Source organism: Yoonia sp. MH D7 (assembly GCF_054439475.1).
On sequence record NZ_JBTJCF010000001.1, the window covers coordinates 482316 to 502410 of the forward strand.

18 protein-coding genes are annotated in these 20095 nt (G+C 56.2%); 8 read left to right on the top strand and 10 right to left on the bottom strand.

Features of this window, described 5'->3' with window-relative positions:
* The first annotated feature begins 534 nt into the window (after window positions 1–534).
* The 3 genes from aspS (at window position 535) to ACXLHR_RS02325 (ending at window position 5065) form a co-directional block, all read left to right on the top strand.
* Entirely contained in the window at window positions 535–2391 is a 1857-nt protein-coding gene (aspS, locus tag ACXLHR_RS02315; protein WP_458789933.1) for an aspartate--tRNA ligase, read from the top strand.
* Window positions 2392–2486: 95 nt separating this feature from the next.
* Window positions 2487–3854, top strand: coding sequence for a DUF1800 domain-containing protein (locus ACXLHR_RS02320; RefSeq protein ID WP_458789934.1), 1368 nt, complete (start codon window positions 2487–2489; stop codon window positions 3852–3854).
* An 8-nt stretch (window positions 3855–3862) separates the two neighbouring features.
* Complete coding sequence (locus tag ACXLHR_RS02325) at window positions 3863–5065, top strand: DUF1501 domain-containing protein (protein WP_458792449.1); 1203 nt, start codon at window positions 3863–3865, stop codon at window positions 5063–5065.
* Here the strand turns inward: ACXLHR_RS02325 and ACXLHR_RS02330 are convergent.
* Entirely contained in the window at window positions 5062–5778 is a 717-nt protein-coding gene (locus tag ACXLHR_RS02330) for a response regulator (RefSeq protein ID WP_458789935.1), read from the bottom strand. The two genes, ACXLHR_RS02325 and ACXLHR_RS02330, sit on opposite strands and share 4 nt — an antisense overlap.
* 148 nt (window positions 5779–5926) lie before the next feature.
* Here ACXLHR_RS02330 and mce point away from each other — a divergent pair, with 148 nt between their 5' ends.
* Both mce and ACXLHR_RS02340 read left to right on the top strand, forming a co-directional pair.
* Window positions 5927–6331 (top strand): methylmalonyl-CoA epimerase, encoded by a 405-nt coding sequence (gene mce, locus ACXLHR_RS02335; protein ID WP_458789936.1) that lies wholly within the window; start codon window positions 5927–5929, stop codon window positions 6329–6331.
* 69 nt (window positions 6332–6400) lie between these two features.
* Window positions 6401–6703: a DUF1467 family protein gene (locus ACXLHR_RS02340; RefSeq protein WP_458789937.1), complete on the top strand. Its 303-nt coding sequence runs from the start codon at window positions 6401–6403 to the stop codon at window positions 6701–6703.
* Here the strand turns inward: ACXLHR_RS02340 and ACXLHR_RS02345 are convergent.
* Together ACXLHR_RS02345 and ACXLHR_RS02350 are read right to left on the bottom strand one after the other, a co-directional pair.
* Window positions 6651–7358 (bottom strand): EI24 domain-containing protein, encoded by a 708-nt coding sequence (locus ACXLHR_RS02345; RefSeq protein WP_458789938.1) that lies wholly within the window; start codon window positions 7356–7358, stop codon window positions 6651–6653. The two genes, ACXLHR_RS02340 and ACXLHR_RS02345, sit on opposite strands and share 53 nt — an antisense overlap.
* Window positions 7355–7933, bottom strand: coding sequence for a nitroreductase family protein (locus tag ACXLHR_RS02350; RefSeq protein WP_458789939.1), 579 nt, complete (start codon window positions 7931–7933; stop codon window positions 7355–7357). The genes ACXLHR_RS02345 and ACXLHR_RS02350 overlap by 4 nt, the downstream gene beginning before the upstream one ends.
* Window positions 7934–8064: 131 nt before the next feature.
* On the opposite strand from ACXLHR_RS02350, the gene ACXLHR_RS02355 reads away from it, so the two are divergent.
* A complete protein-coding gene (locus ACXLHR_RS02355) occupies window positions 8065–8241 on the top strand; it encodes a hypothetical protein (RefSeq protein ID WP_458789940.1) in 177 nt (58 codons plus the stop codon).
* Window positions 8242–8483: 242 nt separating this feature from the next.
* Here ACXLHR_RS02355 and uvrB read toward each other — a convergent pair whose 3' ends face one another.
* The 7 genes from uvrB to ACXLHR_RS02390 all read right to left on the bottom strand — a co-directional run bounded on the left by uvrB (window position 8484) and on the right by ACXLHR_RS02390 (window position 16129).
* A complete protein-coding gene (uvrB, locus tag ACXLHR_RS02360; RefSeq protein WP_458789941.1) occupies window positions 8484–10697 on the bottom strand; it encodes an excinuclease ABC subunit UvrB in 2214 nt (737 codons plus the stop codon).
* 139 nt (window positions 10698–10836) lie between these two features.
* A complete protein-coding gene (gene choV, locus ACXLHR_RS02365; protein ID WP_458789942.1) occupies window positions 10837–11850 on the bottom strand; it encodes a choline ABC transporter ATP-binding protein in 1014 nt (337 codons plus the stop codon).
* On the bottom strand, window positions 11847–12677 hold the full coding sequence (gene choW, locus ACXLHR_RS02370) for a choline ABC transporter permease subunit (RefSeq protein ID WP_458789943.1): 831 nt from the start codon (window positions 12675–12677) through the stop codon (window positions 11847–11849). Before choW ends, choV begins: the two co-directional genes overlap by 4 nt.
* A gap of 52 nt (window positions 12678–12729) precedes the next feature.
* Window positions 12730–13653 (bottom strand): choline ABC transporter substrate-binding protein, encoded by a 924-nt coding sequence (gene choX / locus ACXLHR_RS02375; protein WP_458789944.1) that lies wholly within the window; start codon window positions 13651–13653, stop codon window positions 12730–12732.
* 285 nt (window positions 13654–13938) lie between these two features.
* Complete coding sequence (locus ACXLHR_RS02380) at window positions 13939–14538, bottom strand: exonuclease domain-containing protein (protein WP_458789945.1); 600 nt, start codon at window positions 14536–14538, stop codon at window positions 13939–13941.
* Window positions 14535–14723, bottom strand: a complete 189-nt coding sequence (locus tag ACXLHR_RS02385; RefSeq protein ID WP_458789946.1) for a hypothetical protein — start codon at window positions 14721–14723, stop codon at window positions 14535–14537. Before ACXLHR_RS02385 ends, ACXLHR_RS02380 begins: the two co-directional genes overlap by 4 nt.
* Before the next feature lie 71 nt (window positions 14724–14794).
* A complete protein-coding gene (locus ACXLHR_RS02390; RefSeq protein WP_458789947.1) occupies window positions 14795–16129 on the bottom strand; it encodes a sensor histidine kinase in 1335 nt (444 codons plus the stop codon).
* A 298-nt stretch (window positions 16130–16427) separates the two neighbouring features.
* On the opposite strand from ACXLHR_RS02390, the gene ACXLHR_RS02395 reads away from it, so the two are divergent.
* Window positions 16428–16715 carry an SH3 domain-containing protein gene (locus ACXLHR_RS02395; protein WP_458789948.1) on the top strand — a complete coding sequence of 96 codons (288 nt, stop codon included), beginning with the start codon at window positions 16428–16430 and terminating at the stop codon, window positions 16713–16715.
* Window positions 16716–17214: 499 nt separating this feature from the next.
* Window positions 17215–20094, top strand: coding sequence for a monovalent cation/H+ antiporter subunit A (locus ACXLHR_RS02400; RefSeq protein WP_458789949.1), 2880 nt, complete (start codon window positions 17215–17217; stop codon window positions 20092–20094).
* Window position 20095 lies beyond the last annotated feature (1 nt).

Here is a 20095-nt window from a genome sequence, read left to right on the forward strand (position 1 = left end):
CAAGCGGGGGATTTGATTTTTTGGCATTAGTTCGCAAACACACCACGCGCGCGAATTTAATACCTTATTTGAAAATACGCCGTAATCTGTCACAGATCATAAGTAATTTCGAGGTAATTGATTGAAATCATTTATAAATAACACTCTTTGTATGGTCGATCTTGATTGCTGTTCATGTGCGGGGAATGGTCGCGTCGATCAGGCAAGAAGTCTACTTTGGACGGCGCAGTCATTATAAAGCGGCAAAATCTGTCCAGTGCCCGCTTTCGATGACAGGCCAATGTAGCTTGCCGAGGTTAACACTGGCAGAGCGTGTTGCTGTTAAAAGGTGGACCGCGCCCCATCGGCGCACGCTAGCACGGTTCTGATGGGGGCTATTGAATTTACGTGGCAAATGGAAATTGCGATTTGATGCGTTTGCTATCTGATACCGCATATTTATACTGTCACGAAACGAACGTGGCAGATTGCTTGACTTATGCTTGCTGAAAGGGTGTATCGGGGCGACTGTTTTACCCTTTGAGGACTGCTATAATGCACGCATATCGCTCCCACTCCTGTGCCGACCTGACCGCCGCCAATGTCGGAGAGACCGTGCGTCTTTCGGGCTGGGTGAACCGCGTGCGCGACCACGGTGGCATTTTGTTCATCGATTTGCGCGACCATTACGGGATCACGCAAGTGCTCTGCGATCCCGATAGCGCCGCCTTTGCCGACGTTGAAAAAGTCCGCTCCGAATGGTGTATCCGCATCGACGGTGAAGTGAAGGCGCGCGCGCCGGAACTCATCAACTCCAAAATCCCAACTGGCGAAGTCGAAGTGTTTGTGCGCTCCATCGAAGTGCTGGGTGCTGCCAAAGAACTGCCATTACAAGTGTTCGGCGACCAGGAATACCCCGAAGAAACCCGCCTGAAATACCGCTACCTCGACCTGCGCCGCGAAGCGATGCAAGACAACATGAAATTGCGCTCGGACGTTGTGTCATCAATGCGCAAACGCATGTGGGACAAGGGGTTCCGCGAATTTCAGACTCCAATCATCACCGCATCCTCGCCCGAAGGCGCGCGCGATTTCCTTGTGCCATCCCGCCTGCACCCCGGGAAATTCTACGCACTGCCACAGGCCCCACAGCAATTCAAACAGCTGATCATGGTTTCTGGCTTCGACAAATACTTCCAAATCGCGCCTTGTTTCCGCGACGAAGACCCACGCGCCGACCGCTCCCCAACCGACTTCTACCAGCTCGATTTGGAAATGTCGTTTGTCGAACAGCAGGATGTTTTTGACACGATCCAACCCGTGATCACTGGTATCTTCGAGGAATTCGGCAAAGGCCGCAAAGTCGACCAAACGTGGGAACAAATCAGCTATCGCGACGCGGCCGCTTGGTATGGTTCCGACAAACCCGATCTGCGCAACCCGATCAAAATGCAGGTCGTTTCCGAGCACTTCAAAGACTCAGGCTTTGCCATCTTTGCGAAACTCTTGGAGCAAGACGGCACCGAAGTTCGCGCCATCCCAGCCCCAACAGGCGGCGGGCGCAAATTCTGTGACCGCATGAACGTGTTTGCGCAAAAAGAAGGGCTGCCCGGCATGGGCTACATTTTCTGGCGCGAAAAAACCGCTGACTCCGTTGCGCAAGAACTGGGCATCACCGTCAAAGAAGCCCAAGCCAAAATGAAATCCGGCGAAGTGGAAGGCGGCATGGAGGCCGCTGGACCTTTGGCCAAAAACATCGGCCCAGAGCGCACAGAAGCGATCCGCGTCCAGCTTGGCCTCGGCCTTGGCGATGCGGCGTTCTTCCTTGGCGGCAAACCAAAATCGTTCGAATCCGTCGCTGGCAAAGCCCGTAACGTCATCGGCGAAGAACTTGGCCTGACCGACAAAAATCGCTTTGCCTTTGCATGGATCGTCGACTTTCCAATTTACGAGCGCGACGAAGAAACCGGCGATATTGACTTTGAACACAACCCGTTCTCGATGCCCCAAGGTGGCATGGACGCGCTGAACGGCAAGCCCGAAGACGTGCTTGGCTTTCAATACGACCTCGCGTGCAACGGCTACGAACTTGTCTCGGGCGCGATCCGTAACCACCGCCCAGAGATCATGTTCAAAGCGTTTGAAATCGCTGGCTACGGCAAAGATGAGGTCGAAAAACGCTTCGGCGGTATGGTTAACGCCTTCCAATATGGCGCGCCTCCCCACGGTGGCTGTGCGGCTGGGATCGACCGGATCGTCATGTTGCTGGCCGATGCGTCGAACTTGCGCGACGTTATCATGTTCCCGATGAACCAGCGCGCCGAAGACGTGATGATGGACGCGCCAAGTCTGCCCACAAACGAGCAGATGCGCGAATTGCACCTGCGCGCGATTCCGCCGACAAAAGGCTGAAAGTGTGGGTAAATAACGCCCCAAGATGAAGATTACCCGCGCAATTCTCATGCCTCCGACCTATATTTGGGGCATGAGCAGCGCAGGACAGCCCCATGACGTTTGACCCGACCATCGCCGCCGTCCGCTTTGGCACAGGGCTATCGCCGCAATTCGCGCCTCCGTCGGATGTTGACGCGGTGCTGGGCGAAATCACCACGGCACCAGCGTTTGCAATCACCGCTTATTCCGACATCACCCCAACGATGTTAACCTATCAGACCGCCGCCCGCGTCAGCAGAGAGGCACGCGGCACCGTTGACGAAACTGCCCAAGCCGAGGCCTATCGCGCGGTGCGCATCGCTGGCAACGAGGTTAATAACCAAGCCTTGCGCGCGAATTTTGCACGCCACATCGGGGCTGACATCGGATTTTCCGCGCGCCTCGCCGCTTTTTGGGCCGATCATTTCACTGTGAAAGCGCGCAACGTCCCGCAACGCCACTTCCTGTCGGGCTACGTCGAAGAGGCGATCCAACCCCATATCGCAGGCTCGTTTAGCGCGATGTTACAAGCCGTCGCCACGCATCCCGCGATGCTAGTCTATCTCGAACAATTCCGTTCGGTTGGCCCCGAAAGCTACATCGGACAAAAGCAAAGTCGCGGGCTTAATGAAAACTTCGCGCGCGAACTGCTAGAACTGCACACGCTGGGCGTCGGTGGTCCTTATACCCAAACCGATGTGCGCGAACTGGCCGAGCTTTTGACAGGGCTGACCTATCAATCCCAACGCGGTTTTTTCTACAGCAGGCGGCTTTCGGAGCCGGGGGCCGAAACCGTTTTGGGTGTGACCTATGACGCATCCGACGGGCTGGAAAACATCCTGACCGCGATTGACGCACTTGCGCGGCACCCGCAAACCGCTCAACATATCTGCGAAAAACTTGCCGTACATTTTATGGGGCAGAACCCCGATGCAGATATGATTGCCGCAATGGTCTGGGCATTTGTGGACAGCCAAGGGCATCTGCCGGCAGTCTACGCCGCGATGCTCGATCACCCCGCCGCCTGGTCGCGCGCGTTGCGCCAAATCAAATCGCCATTCCGGTTTATGACTTCGGCGCTGCGCGCGCTTGGCGTTACGGGCGCAGAAATCGACCACGCCACGGGGCGGATGACCCGTAACCAACTAATTTCGCCGCTGCGGATCATGGGACAGCCGTGGCAAGATCCGCTTGGACCTGACGGCTGGCCGGATAACGGTGCCGATTGGGTTAATCCGCAGGGGATGGCAGGGCGGATCAGTTGGGCGATGACCGCACCTAGTATAATTTTGCGCGACCGGATGCCCGATCCGCGCGATTTTGTTGGAACCGCCTTGGGTGACTTGGCGACGCAAGATGTGATCTTCGCCGCAGGTGCGGCAGAAGTCCGCGACGAAGGTATTGGCATCATCCTATCCGCACCTTCGTTTCAAAGGAGTTAATTTTGGACCTGAACCGGCGCAAATTCCTGACCCGTATGGCGGCCATCGGCTGCACCGCTGCGGCGAGCCCGCTGATCACGCCTGTGGCATTTGCCTCCGCGCCGTGGGACACGCGTTTAGTGGTGATTATTCTGCGCGGCGCAATGGACGGGCTGGACGCATTCCGCCCCGTTGGCGACCCGCATTATGCCGCGCTTCGCCCGACACTCCTGCAAGGCACCATTGATCTTACAGGTTTTTTCGGCATGCATCCCGCATTATCGCCGCTCCGCCCGCTTTGGGACGCGGGACAAATGGGGGCGGCGCACGCGGTGTCCACGCCCTATCGCGACAAGCGCAGCCATTTTGACGGCCAGGACATTCTGGAAGCAGGCAAGCCCGGGATCGAGGGCGCAGGCAACGATGGTTGGTTGAACCGGATGTTACAGGTGTTGCCAGGCGTCGAGGGCCAGACCGCTTTTGCTATTGGGCGCGACCAGCAGCTTTTGCTGACCGGCGACGCCCCCGCCGCGCGCTGGACGCCCGAGGCCAGCCTGCAACTTTCGCCGCAAGCCCAGCAACTCCTCAGCTTGGTGCAAAGTGCCGATCCGCTGTTCCACGCAGCCTCTGCCGAGGCCATCGAGATTGCACAGAGTGTGGCACTCTCTGCTGAGGCCGACGCGGATGGTACGGATATGATGATGAATAACCCGATGATGCAGGCGGTGAACGGGCGGGCCGAACATGTGCAACTGGCTGAATTTGCCGCGGCCCGTTTGCGCGGCGACACCCGCATCGCGAGTTTTTCTATTAACGGCTGGGACACGCATTTGAATCAGAATACGGGCCTGAAAAGCGCGTTGAACCGCCTGAGCGACACAATTCTGACCCTCCGCGCGGGGCTTGGGCCGGTCTGGGACAAAACGGCGGTGCTGTGCCTGACCGAATTTGGCCGCACGGCACATGAAAACGGCACCAAAGGCACAGATCACGGCACTGGCGGTGCTATGGTTTACGCGGGTGGCGCACTCAACGGGGGGCGCATCTTGGGCGACTGGCCAGGCCTTAGCGAAGCAGACCTTTATAATCGCCGCGATCTGATGCCGACCCGTGACGTGCGGGCCTACCCCGCTTGGGTGATGCACGATCTGTTGGGGATCAACCGCAGCACCATCGAGGCCGCAATTTTTCCCGGCCTGCAAATGGGATCAAACCCGAAAATCGTCGGTTAAAACAGGCTGGCGTTGTCCAAACGGGCCTGCACCATTGCGCCTAATGCGGTCAAATCTGCGGCGGTGGATTGACCGCTTGCAAATTTATCGGCCAAGTCAGCCGCAGCATTGCCAAGATCACTGTCATCTGCCGAACGCGCTAGTCCGCGCAAGAATTGCGCCACATAACCCACTGTCTCTGTACCATTTCCGTTGCCGATCACGTTGGCTACATGGCTAAGGTCGTCGTGGTAGGCGAGCATGTCAGGATGCACGACCTCATCAGATAACAGACGTGGCCCGCGCGGTTGACGGTCTTGCGGCAAATGCATCAAAATCGCGGACTGAAAGGCGCTAAGATTGGCAATCGGCTTGGCCAAAAACCCGTCTGCGCCTGCTTTCAACACGTCGGCATGCACATCCGTGTCGCCACTGGTTCCCAAAATCACGTCAATACGCGGGGTCGCTTTTGCGCAACGCGCGATCAACGCCAGTCCCGACCCGTCAGGCAGGCCCACATCGACAATCAACACAGTCGGGCGATAAACGCTTAGATGGTTTTGTGCATGTTCCAAACTGCCCGCCCGCCGGATGCGTGCCCCCGACCGCAAACACAAAAGGCGTACGGCCTCGCAGGCAAAGCGGCTGTCTTCGACCACCAACACGGTAAGGCCCAAAAGCGGGCGGCGTGCGGTAGGCGGGCGTGTGATCAAATAGGTGTCAAGGTCTTCCATGTCTGCGGTTCCCCAGATTCGGTTAAAAGATTCGGCTAATTGTCCCTATCCAAGCAGGCTTTGGTTACTGATCCGTTAAGGGAGGCCGTTGCACGCGCACCAAATGCACGACATAAATGGAGTAACCCAGAATAACCGGAGAAATCCCATGATCGGTCGCTTAAATCACGTCGCCATCGCCGTCCCCGACCTTGAGGCGGCCAGCGCGCAATACCGTAATACCTTAGGTGCAGATGTGGGTCCTGCGCAGGACGAGCCCGACCACGGCGTCACGGTCGTTTTCATCACCTTGCCGAACACCAAAATCGAACTGCTCTATCCGTTGGGTGAAAACTCGCCAATCAACGGGTTTCTGGAAAAAAATCCATCCGGCGGCATCCATCACATCTGCTACGAGGTCGATGATATCAAATCCGCCCGCGACCATCTGATAGGCGAGGGCGCACGGGTTCTCGGCACCGGCGAGCCAAAAATCGGTGCGCATGGCAAACCAGTCTTGTTCCTTCATCCCAAAGACTTTAACGGCTGCCTGATCGAACTCGAACAGATCTAGGCGCATTTGCCACATGGGGGCCACGCGTTGGGTCAGCTATGTGGTTCAAACCAACAAAAGGACCATCCAATGGGGATCACTTCTGCAATCGTTTTGTTCATGGTTATTTGGTCCATGGTATTTTTTATTATTCTGCCGCTGGGCCTGACAACCCAAGCCGAGGCGGGCAAGATCGTGCCAGGCACACCAGGATCGGCCCCGCACGAGCCGAACATTAAACGCAAAGCCAAGATCACCACCATCTGGGCGGTTGGCCTATGGATCGTTATTGCCGGCACAATCATGTCCGGCGTAATTACCGTGCGCGACCTCGACTGGTTCAACCGGATGTCGACGCCTGACGTAAACTTATCCGATGATACAAATGGGTAAAGGTCGCAGCACCTAAAATTGGAATCAATAGGTTCACCAGCGGGATCGTCAGTGGCACTGCCATTAAACAGCCGGCAATCCAGACCGTGCCACTATACTTTTTGCGCAAGATTTTTGCTTCGACCCGACCAATACGGCGCATAGCGGCGATCTGGAAATACTCGCGACCGAGCAAATACCCGTTCAGCCCGAAAAATATCGGCACAACTAAAAACGGCAACAATACATATAAGAATAGCGCCAAAGTGTTCGCTGCAATCAGCACGCCCAAAAAATTTACGGTATCCCGCAGGGCCTCTGACATGGTGGTGCGCGGTACGGGGGGCAGTTGCGGGTAATGCAAATCCTCGACCGCTTGTGCGACGTCATCCAAAAATAACGAGGTTATTGCAGAGGCCACCGGCACCATGATGAACACCGACAGCACGATCATTAGCCCCAACGACCCCCAACCCAGCAGATCACCTAGCCATGTGACTTCGCCGATGAACGGCAGTGAAAACCCGTCCTTCGACCATGATTGGATCAGCCACAACACACCCGCATAGGCCGCAACCAGCAATGCGATAGTTAGCCCAATGCCTAACAATAAGACGCGGCGGAACCTTGGATCAGGAAGCTGCGCCAATGACTTGAAAAAAGATGTTAGAATCACGCCGACACCCAAGTGGTAATCGCATCCAGGTTAGGACGCGGCCGCTCTGGTGGGGCTGCGGTCTCGGTGCCGATGTGGATAAATCCGGCGATGGATTCTTGCGGCGAAAGGCCCAAACCCTGCGTGATGAAGTCACGGTCATGGCTCGCCCAACCCGATAGCCAATTGGCGCCCCAGCCCGTCGCCAACGCCGCATTCAGCATCGACAAACACACGGCCCCCGCCGAATAAACCTGCTCGATCTCGGGAACTTTTTCGGAAGGTTTCGGGCAGCTCACCACAGCCACCGCCAAATCCGCATTGGCAAATTGGGCCACCGCTTTAGCGATCTTTTCAGCCTCCAGATCTAATACCGCCCCGCGCACAGCCACCTCAGCAGCCAGACGCGTCAACGCCGCTTTGTGCAACACAATGAACCGCCACGGCTCTAATTTGCCGTGATCGGGCGTGCGCGCGGCCGCCGTCAAAATCACCTCCAACGCCGCAGGATCAGGCACAGGTGCAGATAACGTCTTGGCGGGGCGCGACCGGCGGGTCAGCAAAAAGTCGAGAGCAGCTTGATTGGGAACAGACATCGGACATCCTTTTACAGTTGTGCTTGAATTTATGGGTTCAAACCGCGCGGAACAAGCCCCGCGCAAGGTTGTTATTGGTTACGCTGACCCGCTACAGTGGCCCTGCATTGATTCCACAAAAGGTATTCCCGATGAAAAACGTGCAAAAAGTGACCACAGACGACGACCTGATCCAGCAATTCCTGAATAAAGGCGGCAAGGTCACTAAAGGCAAAACCAAACCCGCCCCCCCAGAACTGGGTCTTAGTAACAATGTGTGGAACAACAAATACACCAAAGAAGAAAAAGCCGCGATGAAAAAGCCCTAATTAACCAACGTCATACCAGAGACCTTCAACGAGCGCTGCGTTTCTGAACGGGATCTGTGGTCGCGTAGGTCTGTTTGGTTTGCGCGTGTTCCAAAAGCGAGGGCTTTTGGGATCACCCCAAATTAGACAGTGGCAGAGGTGCATGCGAGTTGTGATGTTGTAGCGCACGAGAATGCGGCGTTATGTAATTTTGCGTATTTCATCTATCCACTTTCAAAATCCACTCGGGGCTAGCATTGGTTTTACTTCTTCCCGCCCCATCCACTCTTTCCACCGCGTTGCCCCGGCCTTCCGCCTGTGCTGCGGCCTGATTTCACGCGGGACTCGTCCATGGCTTTGTCTACCGCGTATTGGCGGGCGAGGGGGTCGTCGGCGATTGTGAGCTCGACCGCTTCTAGGCGTTTGACTTCGTCGCGCAGTCTCGCGGCTTCTTCAAATTCTAGGTTTTCGGCGGCTTTGCGCATGTCGGTGCGCAGCCCTTCGAGGACTGTTTTGATGTTGCCGCCGGCTTGGCCTTTGCCGATTTTTGCGGTGACGCGGGACTGGTCGGTGTCGCCTTTGTAGAGGCCTGCGAGGATGTCTTCGACGTTTTTCTTGACCGTTGCGGGGGTGATGCCGTGTTCCACATTGTAGGCATGTTGTTTTTCGCGCCTGCGGTCGGTTTCGCCGATGGCGCGTTCCATCGAACCGGTAATCCGGTCGGCGTACATGATGACGCGGCCTTCGGCGTTTCTCGCTGCTCGACCGATGGTTTGCACGAGAGAGGTCTCGGAGCGTAGGAAGCCTTCTTTGTCAGCGTCCAGAATTGCCACGAGGCCACATTCAGGGATATCCAAGCCTTCGCGCAGAAGGTTGATGCCGATGAGCACGTCGAACGCGCCAAGCCGCAGGTCGCGCAGGATTTCGATCCGCTCAATCGTGTCGATGTCGGAGTGCATGTAGCGCACGCGGATACCCTGTTCGTGCAGGTATTCAGTCAGGTCTTCGGCCATGCGTTTGGTGAGCGTGGTGATGAGCGTGCGCATGCCCATCTCGTTCATTTTGCGGATCTCGTCGAGCACGTCGTCGACTTGGCTGGTGACGGGACGGATTTCGACCGGCGGGTCTAGCAGCCCTGTGGGGCGGATGATTTGTTCGGTGAAAACGCCGCCGGTTTGTTCCATTTCCCAAGCGGCGGGGGTGGCGGAGACAAAGACGGATTGCGGGCGCATGGCGTCCCATTCCTCGAACTTCAGCGGGCGATTGTCCATGCAGGACGGCAAGCGAAAGCCGTGTTCGGCCAGCGTCATTTTGCGTCTGAAGTCACCCTTATACATGCCGCCGATTTGCGGGACAGAGACGTGGGATTCGTCGGCAAAAACGATGGCGTTGTCGGGGATGAATTCGAACAGGGTGGGTGGGGGCTCGCCCGGCAAGCGGCCCGTGAGGTAGCGGGAATAGTTCTCGATGCCGTTGCAGACGCCTGTGGCCTCTAACATTTCGAGGTCGAAATTGCAGCGCTGTTCCAAGCGTTGTGCTTCGAGTAGTTTTCCCTCGTTCACGAACTGGTCGAGCCGCATTTTCAGTTCTTTTTTAATGCCGATCATGGCTTGTTTCATGGTCGGTTTAGGCGTGACGTAGTGTGAGTTCGCATAGATGCGCACCTTGTCGAAGGTGTTGGTTTTGTGGCCTGTAAGCGGGTCGACCTCGGTGATGGATTCCAGCTCTTCGCCGAAGAATGATAGTGACCATGCGCGGTCGTCAAGGTGGGCGGGCCAGACTTCAAGGTTGTCGCCGCGCACGCGAAAGCAACCGCGCTGGAAGCCCGCATCGTTACGCTTATAGGCTTGGGCCACAAGGTCGGCGATGATTTGTCTTTGGTCATAGGACTTACCCACGTGCAGATCTTGGGTCATGGCGCCGTAGGTTTCCACCGAGCCGATGCCGTAGATACATGAGACAGAGGCCACGATAATCACGTCATCGCGTTCGAGCAGGGCGCGGGTGGCAGAGTGGCGCATGCGGTCGATCTGCTCGTTGATCTGGCTTTCTTTTTCGATGAATGTATCAGAGCGGGCAACGTAGGCTTCGGGTTGGTAGTAGTCGTAGTAGGATACGAAATATTCGACAGCGTTTTCCGGGAAGAACCCTTTGAATTCGCCGTAGAGCTGTGCAGCCAAGGTTTTGTTGGGGGCAAGGATAATCGCGGGGCGTTGGGTTTCCTCGATCATTTTCGCCATCGTGAAGGTTTTGCCGGTGCCTGTTGCGCCTAAAAGCACTTGATCACGTTCACCGTCCCGCAGCCCTTGCGACAGTTCTTTGATGGCTTTTGGTTGGTCGCCTGCGGGTTCGAATTCAGTGTGCAGGATGAATTTCTTGCCGCCTTCGAGCTTTTCGCGCGTGCGTACGTCAGGTGCAGGGTTGGCCATAAACGGCATCGCTTCAATGTCGCGTTTGTCAGAGTGGGCGTAGGCCATCGGGGATTCCTTTTGCGTTGCCCTATAGTTGATGCCTAAGGCGCGATGTTCAAGGGTGGCTACTGACGGAAAATGGCAGTTGCAGGGTGTGCGCGCTTGATTGACCGCCCTGCCACAGTGTTAAAAGCGGCGAGGTGGGTCAGCGATCAAGCGGTTTTAGTCGCGCGAGGATCGAGCTTTGTGTGATCACGCCGAGTGTCTGCTTGTCGTCGGCCACTTGTAACGTGCCGTTTCCGATTTCTGCGATGATCTGCTGAATGGGGGTTTCGGGCGTCACGGTGGGGCCGTCCGCGCTGCCTGCCACCATCACATCACGGGCCGTTAGCACGCCCAGCGGGTTCATGTGGGCCACAAATTCGGCGACATAGGCATTGACCGGACGGGTGAAAATATCGCGCGGTGTGCCGCATTGCACGATGCGCCCGCCTTCCATGATCGCGATGCGGTTGCCGATTTTGAAGGCCTCGTCGAGATCATGGCTGACAAATATGATTGTCCGATTGCGTTTTTGCTGGAGGTCCAGCAGTTCGTCCTGCAATTTGCTGCGGATGAGCGGATCAAGTGCCGAGAACGGCTCGTCCATCAGCAAGATTGGCGCGTCGGTTGTAAAGGCGCGTGCGAGGCCGACCCGTTGCTGCATTCCGCCCGATAATTCGCCCACCAGCGCGTCGGCGCGATCCGCAAGCCCAACCATTTCCAGCTCTTCGTTGACACGTTTGGTGCGCGCTGTTTTGCTCATGCCTGCCAGTTCCAAGCCAAGCCCGACGTTATCGCGCACGGTTCGCCATGGCAGTAGCCCGAATTGCTGGAATACCATCGACACGCATTCACGCCGCACGCGCCGCAGATCGGCTGCAGAGCAGGTGCCTATGGTACTAGACCAGCCGTCAGTGTTGATGCGCACATCGCCCCTGATCAGTGGGCTTAACCCGTTTACAGCGCGCAGCAGGGTCGATTTTCCGGACCCTGACAGGCCCATCAGCACAAGGATTTCGCCGGTTTCGACGTTAAGTGAACAGTTGTGGACACCGAGGATCTGGTTGGTCTGCGCACGGATTTCGGCCCGGTCCATCCCTTGATCCATCAACGGCAGGGCGGTCTCGGGTTTGTCGCCAAAGACGATCGAGACGTCGTCGAATTCTACTGCGTTCATTTGCTGACCCTCAACATACGGTCTAGCAGGATCGCCACGGCGACGATCACAAAGCCGGATTCAAAGCCGAGGCCCGGATCGTTGCGGCCAAGCGCTTGCACAACGGGTTTTCCCAAGCCATTCGCGCCGACATAGGCCGAGATCACGACCATCGAGAGCGACAGCATGATGACTTGGTTCAGACCCGCCATGATTTGTGGGAACGCATAGGGCAATTCGACTTTCCAGAGTTTTTGCGAGGGGGTGGCGCCAAACGCTTCGGCGGCTTCCAGCAGTCCGGTGGGGGTGGACGCGATGCCCAGATAGGTTAGCCGGATCGGTGCGGGTAGCACAAAGATGACAGTGGCAAAGAGACCCGGAACCATACCAAGGCCAAAAAACACAATCGCTGGAATAAGATAAACAAAGGCGGGTAGTGTCTGCATCAGGTCGAGGATCGGGCTAAGCGATTGGTAGGCGCGCGGACGGTGTGCAAGGAAGATGCCGATTGGCACGCCGAGCCCCATGCAGACGACGCAGGATGATATGACCAGTGCGAGGCTGTCAGTTGTTTCGTCCCAGTAACCTTGATTGATCACGAAAAGCAGGCAGGCGAGGATCAGCAGGCAGGTTTTCCATGACCGTTGTAACGCCCATGTCAGCGCCAGAAACAGGATAATGATTACCCATGACGGCGGTGTTTGCAGGCTCCAGATGATTGCGTCGATCATCCCGTTTAACCCGTCGCTGATCAGGTCAAACAGGGGGCGTCCGTTGGATTTCAACCAATCGACACCTGCCTCTGACCAATCGCCAATCGGAATTTTATACTCTGTCAACCAGTTCATCATCGTCCTTTGGTGGTAAAAAGGGGCTGGGTGCCAGCCCCTTTTTTGTCGATTACTCTGCCAAGGCGGCGGTGACAGCGGCGATTGCATCACCACCATCCATAGTCGTCACACCGTCGAGCCAAGGGGTCCATGCGTCGGTATTTGCGGCAAGCCACGTCTTTGCCGCACTTTCAGGGGACGCGTCGTCATTCAGGATTGCGCCCATAATCTCGTTTTCCATTTCAAGCGAGAATGCAAGATTTTGCAACAGCTTTCCGGTGTTTTCGCATTCCGCCACATAACCTGCACGGGTGTTTGTTGCCACGATGGCACCGCCCAGATCAGGGCCGAAAAAGTCGTCACCGCCCGGCAAATATGTCATGTCGTATTTGGCATTCATCGGGTGTGGTTCCCAGCCGAGGAAGACAACAGGCTCGTCGCGCTCGGCGGCACGTTCGACCTGCGCCAGCATTCCCTGTTCGGAGCTTTCAACAATGTCGAACCCGTCCAGCCCAAAGGCCGCCGCGTCGATCATGTCTTGTATAAGGCGGTTGCCGTCATTGCCCGCTTCGATGCCGTAGATATTGCCGTCCAGCGCGTCGCTTGCCTGTGCAATTGATGCAAAATCGGTGATGCCAGCTGCGACGCCAGCCGCATTTGTGGCCAATGTGTATTTTGCGCCCTCAAGGTTGGTGCGCACTGTATCAACGGTGCCTGCCTCGCGGTAGCTGGCGATATCGCCTTCCATGGTAGGCATCCAGTTGCCCAAAAACACGTCGATATCGCCCTGCGCCATTGATGCATAGGTGATTGGCACGGACAGGATATCGGTTGTGGTTTCATAGCCCAGTGCTTCCAAAAGAAGCGATGTCGTGGCTGTGGTTGCTGTGATATCGGTCCAGCCCACGTCGGAAAAGCGGACAGTTCCGCAATCCGCAAGCGCAGGTCCTGCGGCGCAGAGTGCAATCGCGGATAATGAGAATCTCAATTTCATGGCGGGTCTCCCTGTTGTTATCTCGTTTGTAGTGCGTGATGTGTCAATTAAGGGGTTTCCAACTGGTCTGACAACCCGAAATGACAAAGGCGTCCCAAAAGCGCCGGTTGCTGAGGCCTTGTTCGGATTACGCCCGCCTGCATCGCGGCCTCCGATAATACATGTGCGCGCTTGGATTACGGCAGATCGTTGAGAATATTTTAACGCGGAAAATAAACCGATTTGCGCTGTGGTGAGGCAGCACTTGGCACCTGTGGGCGGGGTATCTCTGGGTGCTGCGACGCGTTAAAAGTTGAAAACCAATTGGCGCGATAGACTGCGCAGGTGGATTTTAGTGCCGGTTTTTGCTTCGGCGTGCAGGATGGTTTCGGCTGCTGCGCGCGCGTCTTCTCCTGCGTCATGATGATGAAATTGCAGGCCCAGTACCTTTTTAAGATGACCCAAGCCGTGCCCGCCATTGCCGCGCAGTTCGGGCCACGCCTTGCGGGCAACCGCGACGCTGTCGGTCCAGTGCGCTTTCAGCACCAGCAGCGCGGCCCTTTTGCATGCCGCGTCAAACGCTTTTTCATCAAAGCGGCTGTGCTGGACAAGCGGGTGGGTTTCCAGAATCGGCCGTAGCTTGGGCAGGATCATTGCAAATACGGGCGCATTTTTTACGGTGTGCGCGCTAATCCCATGCAGCCGCGTGTTGCCTGCGTCGAATGACGTGCAGGGGTCGATGTAGGTGCTGTAGGTTTGAATAGCGTTATCGAAACCGACAAACGCGAGGCCGATCTGGCCGATGCTGGACGTGTCATGGCTGGCGGTCTCGACATCAACCGCGATGAACCGAAAGGTGCCGCTTGGCAACTCGGTCAGGTGCGGCCCGTTGCAGTAATCAGTCATAGCGTGTCCATCTGCAAGGTTAGTGGCAAGATCACGATGGCCCGAAAGTCGTTGACACTGGTCAGGGTCGGACCCGTGATGACCTGTCCGCCGGTTTGGTCAAAATAGGTATGGGGTCCGATGATTGCGCCCGCTATTGCGGCCGCGCGATTAAAGAGTGCGCAAAGAAGGGTGTCGGGTGTCATGTCAGGTCAGTCCTTTGGAGGCATCGGCCGCGAGGTGGTTGATACGGGGAGGGCGTCATCGTCAGTTCTGCCTATGGTTTTAGCGCGCTTGGCGCAGAGGTGGGTGTCACAACGGGTAGAAATAGTCTGATAAGAGTGCCTGTTCTGTCCGACTGGATGCTTAGTCCGCCACCAAATTCGTCCATCATACCTGCAACCATCGACAGGCCAAGTCCGGTGCCTTTTCCGACGGGTTTGGTGGTGAAAAACGGGTCGATCACTTTTGACAGGATGTCGGGCGGGATGCCTGTGCCGGTGTCGCAGACGGTGATTTGCACATAAACATCCTTCGCGAGCAGCGATCCGTTGGCCAAAGGCAGCGGATCTGTGATTTCAACTTGGGTCGCCGCGAGTGTCAGTCGCCCGCCTTGAGGCATTGCGTCAACGCCATTGACGACCAGATTGATCAATCCCGCGAGGAATTGGGGCCGGTCGATATTGGTGACAAGCGCGGGATCGGTCGCCGCGATCTCAAAGCTGACCGAGGTCGGGACGAGCCGGTGCGTCAGGCTTTCAAGTTCTGTAAACACATCATGGACCGCGGCCTGCGTCATCACCGGCTTTTCCATCCGCGCAAAGATCATCAGATGCTTGACTGTCCGTGCGGCCTGTCGCGCAGCGGAAAGTGCGTTTTCCAGATCCAGATGTTGATCGCGGGGATTGTCGGAGATTTGCAAGAGTTCGAGGCTACCGATGATAGCGGTCAGGTTGTTGTTGAAATCATGCGCGACACCGCCTGCCAACTGGCCGATCGCCGCCATCTTTTGGGCTTGATGCGCGTTATTTGCAGCGGTTTCACGGCTTTGTCTGATCCGGCGCGAGATACGAAGGGTTTGCACAAAGTAGTAGTTCAGGACGAATAGCGCCAGTGCAGCGCCGACCGCGGCAAGCGGCGTTTCAAAATAAGGGATATAGCCAACATAAACTGCGAAACTGGTGCCAAGAACAATGAGGGAATAAGTGTTATTGAAGACCCCCAGCGTATCACAACGCCGCACCATAAAAATAAGTTGAGTGCAGATCAGGATGCCGCCAATCAGCACGAGCACCCTGTCTTCGTTTACTAAAAGCAAGGTGAGGAACCAAACGTAAGCAGCTTGCATATTGGTCAGGATCACGGCGGCAAACAAGACATCCGCGCTGGGCACATGCGCTTTGCGCGAGGTCAGAAAGAAAGCATATCCGGCAAAGGCGACGAAAAAGTAGAGCGCCCAGATCAGCGCCAATGACGACCCGTTATAGGCGTAGATCATCACGGCCGCTAATGTGACCGCAACAAGCCGCGGGTAGGGTTCAAATCGTTCACCGAATTCAATCTCCAGCAATTTCGCGATATCTGCGGCATAGTTGGGAGAGATCATTGGCATGGACGGGTCCTTTTAGTCATCAAGCTTGGGAGGTGATGTAAAAGCCCGATCGGGCGCGCGGTGATGTAGGGATGTTTTGAGCCCAAAGGTTTGAAAAATCAATCTCAACTGTAAGGTGGCCGGCAGGTCAAGAAACCTGTCATTATTGCGGCAAGCACGACCTATGAGGGTTTCGCGGGGACGGAAAGTTTTGGCAAGTGCCGGTCGAAGACTAGGATTGGGCCGGCAAGCGGGCTATGGACGTGAAAAAGCGAGCCCACAAGCGGGCTTTGAAAATGAAAACCAGTGAGGTCAAATCATGCATAAAACCACTACTTCAATTATGTTAGCACTTATGCTGCTGGGCGGTTGCGCCGACAGAATTGGGACCCGCACAGTGGTCGAGGGCGCGGGACCGGACGAATTATTGAAGCTACGCGCAGGTCCGGGCTTGGGCTATGGGATTGTTTTGGGTTTGCCCGACGGGACCTCTGTGAGCCGCCGTGATTGTGTGACCGAGGTCGGGCAGCTTTGGTGCCGGGTATCGCTTTCTGATGCGCCACGGATCACAGGCTATGTCGCGGCGGATTATCTGTCTGGCATGTAGCCATGCGCAGGTGGTCTGCGGGTTTTTGCCGGCCATCGCGGCGATAAAAGTCGAGATACCTTGAAGGATTGTCAGGACTTGAAGCACCTAAGATATCGATAAATATGCTTTTCTGGGCAGCGGTTACCGCGATATTGCGTGTAAGCGGGTCCGCTGATCGCGCGTCTGAGTTGATCCGACGGCCAACATAACGCCCAATCTGATCCGGCGTGACTGTCTGGTGACTTAAACCTTTGCCCATGGCCGTCGATGCATACTCCGGTCTGTTTGCGCTCTTAATGATCCGCGAGGCCGTCGCGATGTTGCGTTTGTATGTGCACTGACGCCCTGAATTGGCGGCGCGCGTGCCGCCGAAGGCAAAAAACTGATGGTTGTAGCGAAATTCTTCGGGTTTGGGGGGCGTTAGGCATTCACATTCCTACACTTTTTCTACTAACTTAACCCGAATTGATCGCAGTTTTCATTCGAGGTGCGAAGCTAAAGCCGAACAGGAGAGCGCGTGTCCCTTTTTCTTATCGTTGCATTGCCGTTCTTGGGCGCATTTTTGCCCGGAATCATGAACGCTGCGGGCCGCTCTGCCTGTGCGGGCGTGACGTTCACCGTGTCCTTGGCCGCATTCATCGGCCTGCTGACGAACCTGCCAACCATTCTGGCGGGTGATGTCGTCATGGCGCGGGTCGACTGGATGCCTGCCTTGGGGCTGAATTTCACGCTGATGCTGGACAGTTTGGGCTTTTTCTTTGCCGTGCTGATCTTGGGCATTGGCCTGTTGATCATCGCCTATGCGCGCAATTACCTCAGCCGCGACGATAATATGGGCGAGTTTTTCACCTATCTACTGCTGTTCCAAGGGGCGATGGTGGGGATTGTTCTGAGCGATAACATCCTGCTTTTGCTTGTGTTCTGGGAGCTGACATCGCTGTCGTCGTTCCTGTTGATCGGGTTCTGGAAACATTTACCCGAGGGCCGCCAAGGCGCGCGCATGGCGTTGACGGTGACAGGTATGGGCGGTCTGTCGATGATCGCAGGTATGCTGATTTTGGGGCAAATCGTTGGCAGTTATGATCTGAGCGTGATTTTGCAGAACCGTGAACTGATACAGGCTGATCCACTTTATGTGGTGGCACTTGTGTTGATTTTGCTGGGCTGTTTCACAAAATCCGCACAGTTTCCGTTTCATTTCTGGCTGCCGCACGCGATGGCGGCCCCGACCCCTGTGTCGGCCTATCTGCATTCTGCGACTATGGTGAAGGCCGGTATTTTCCTGATGGCGCGCATGTGGCCTGTTCTGTCAGGCACGCCTGAGTGGTTTATGATCGTTACCACAGCAGGGTTGGTGACGATGGTGCTGGGCGCTGTGATCGCGCTATTCAAACATGATCTCAAGGCGCTACTGGCGTTCTCGACAGTCAGCCATCTGGGCCTGATTACCATGCTTTTGGGGACAGGCACTGCCTTTGGCGCGATGGCTGCGGTGTTTCACATTCTGAACCACGCAACGTTCAAGGCGGCGCTATTTATGTCCGCGGGGATTATCGATCACGAGGCGCATACGCGCGATATCCGGCGTCTGGGAGGGCTGCGCAAGCTCATGCCTGTGACGTTTATGATTGCCTCGCTTGCAGCCCTTTCGATGGCGGGAATTCCTTTGTTAAACGGCTTCCTGTCCAAAGAAATGATGCTGGAAGAGGCCAATCTGACGGTTCTGTTTGACGCACCGTGGCTGGTTCCGGCGCTTGCCACGGTTGGGGCGTTGTTTTCGGCGGCTTACTGTTTCCGCCTGATCGGGCATGTGTTCTTTGGACCTGTGCGCGATGATTATCCCGCGACACCGCATGATCCGCCTGCGGGCCTGTGGTTGCCGCCTGCGGTGCTTGTGGTTTTGGTGGTGGTCATCGGTGTGGCACCGTTCCTGGCCGAGCCGTTTGTAAAACTGGTAACAGCGTCCGTTCTGGGGACTACGGCTCCGCTGCCCGACGTGCATTTCAAACTGTGGCATGGCTTGGTGCCCGCGCTTTATATGTCGATCATTGCGATTGTTGGCGGGTTGGTCATGTTGCTGGTGTTCACCCCTGCATTGCGCTTTTGGGACCGTGCGCCGCGACCTGAAGCCAAGACGATTTTCGACGCAATTGTTGAAGGGGTGGTGCGGCTGGCGCAGGCGGTTATCTTGCCGCTGCACAACGGCGCGTTCTCGCGCTATGCGGCGATCGGTGCTGTGACGATTTTCGTGGCAGGTTTCTTTGCGTGGACAACCGGCACGGTTGGCGCGCCTGTGCGCGCAACCCAAGCCGCAGGACCTGTGGTGATTGCTGGGTGGTTGATGTTGGTTGCGGCAACCGTTGGCATGGTTTTGATGCACCGTAACCGCCTGTTGGCGCTCATCCTGATCGGCATTGTCGGGCTGATGGTTTCAATCGGATTTGTGTTCTTTAGCGCGCCCGATCTTGCCATGACCCAATTTACCGTTGAGGTGGTGACGATTATTCTGATGCTGCTCGCGCTGAACTTCCTGCCCAACAACACGCCGGTAGAAAGCTCGGTCTTGCGCCGTATCCGCGACGGAGCAATTGCGGTTGTGGGCGGTTTCATGACATTCGCGCTGGCGTATTACTATCTGTTGCGGGATGCGGTTACAGTGCCGATTTCGGCGTTCCACCTAGAGAACGCTTATAAAGGTGGCGGTGGCACAAACGCGGTGAATGTCATTCTGGTCGACTTCCGTGGCTTTGATACTTACGGCGAAATTATTGTGTTGGGGATTGCGGCGCTGATGATCTATGCGCTGACCGAAACGCTGTTAAGTGGGCCAGTACGGGCGCGTTTGTTGAACTGGACGCCCGACCAGCGACGTGCGGGTGATACCCACCCGATGATGATGGTGGTGCTGACCCGTGTGATTATGCCCGTCATTATAATGGTCGGATTCTACATCTTTTTGCGAGGTCACAATGAACCGGGTGGCGGGTTTGTCGCGGGTTTGATCGTGTCGATTGCGGTGGTGATGCAGTATATGGCCAGCGGTTTTGCATGGACGTCATCGCGCCTGCGCTATCCCTATCACGGTGTCATCGGGGCAGGGGTGTTGATCGCAGGGTTCACGGGTATGGGATCGTGGTTTGTGGGTAAACCTTTCCTGACATCGGACTTCACCTATGTCCGTATTCCGCCGTTTGAAAAGTTTGAACTCGCAACGGCAGCTCTGTTTGATCTAGGGGTGTTTTTGGCGGTTGTTGGTGCGGTGATGTTGTCGCTTGAGAGTTTCTCGCGTCTGGCGCACCGCGAAAATAGGGACGATAACGAACATCCGATGGATATTGATCCGTCACGCGACGACCCGTCAGCGGGCGATGCGCATAGCGCAAAGGAGGGCGTGTAGC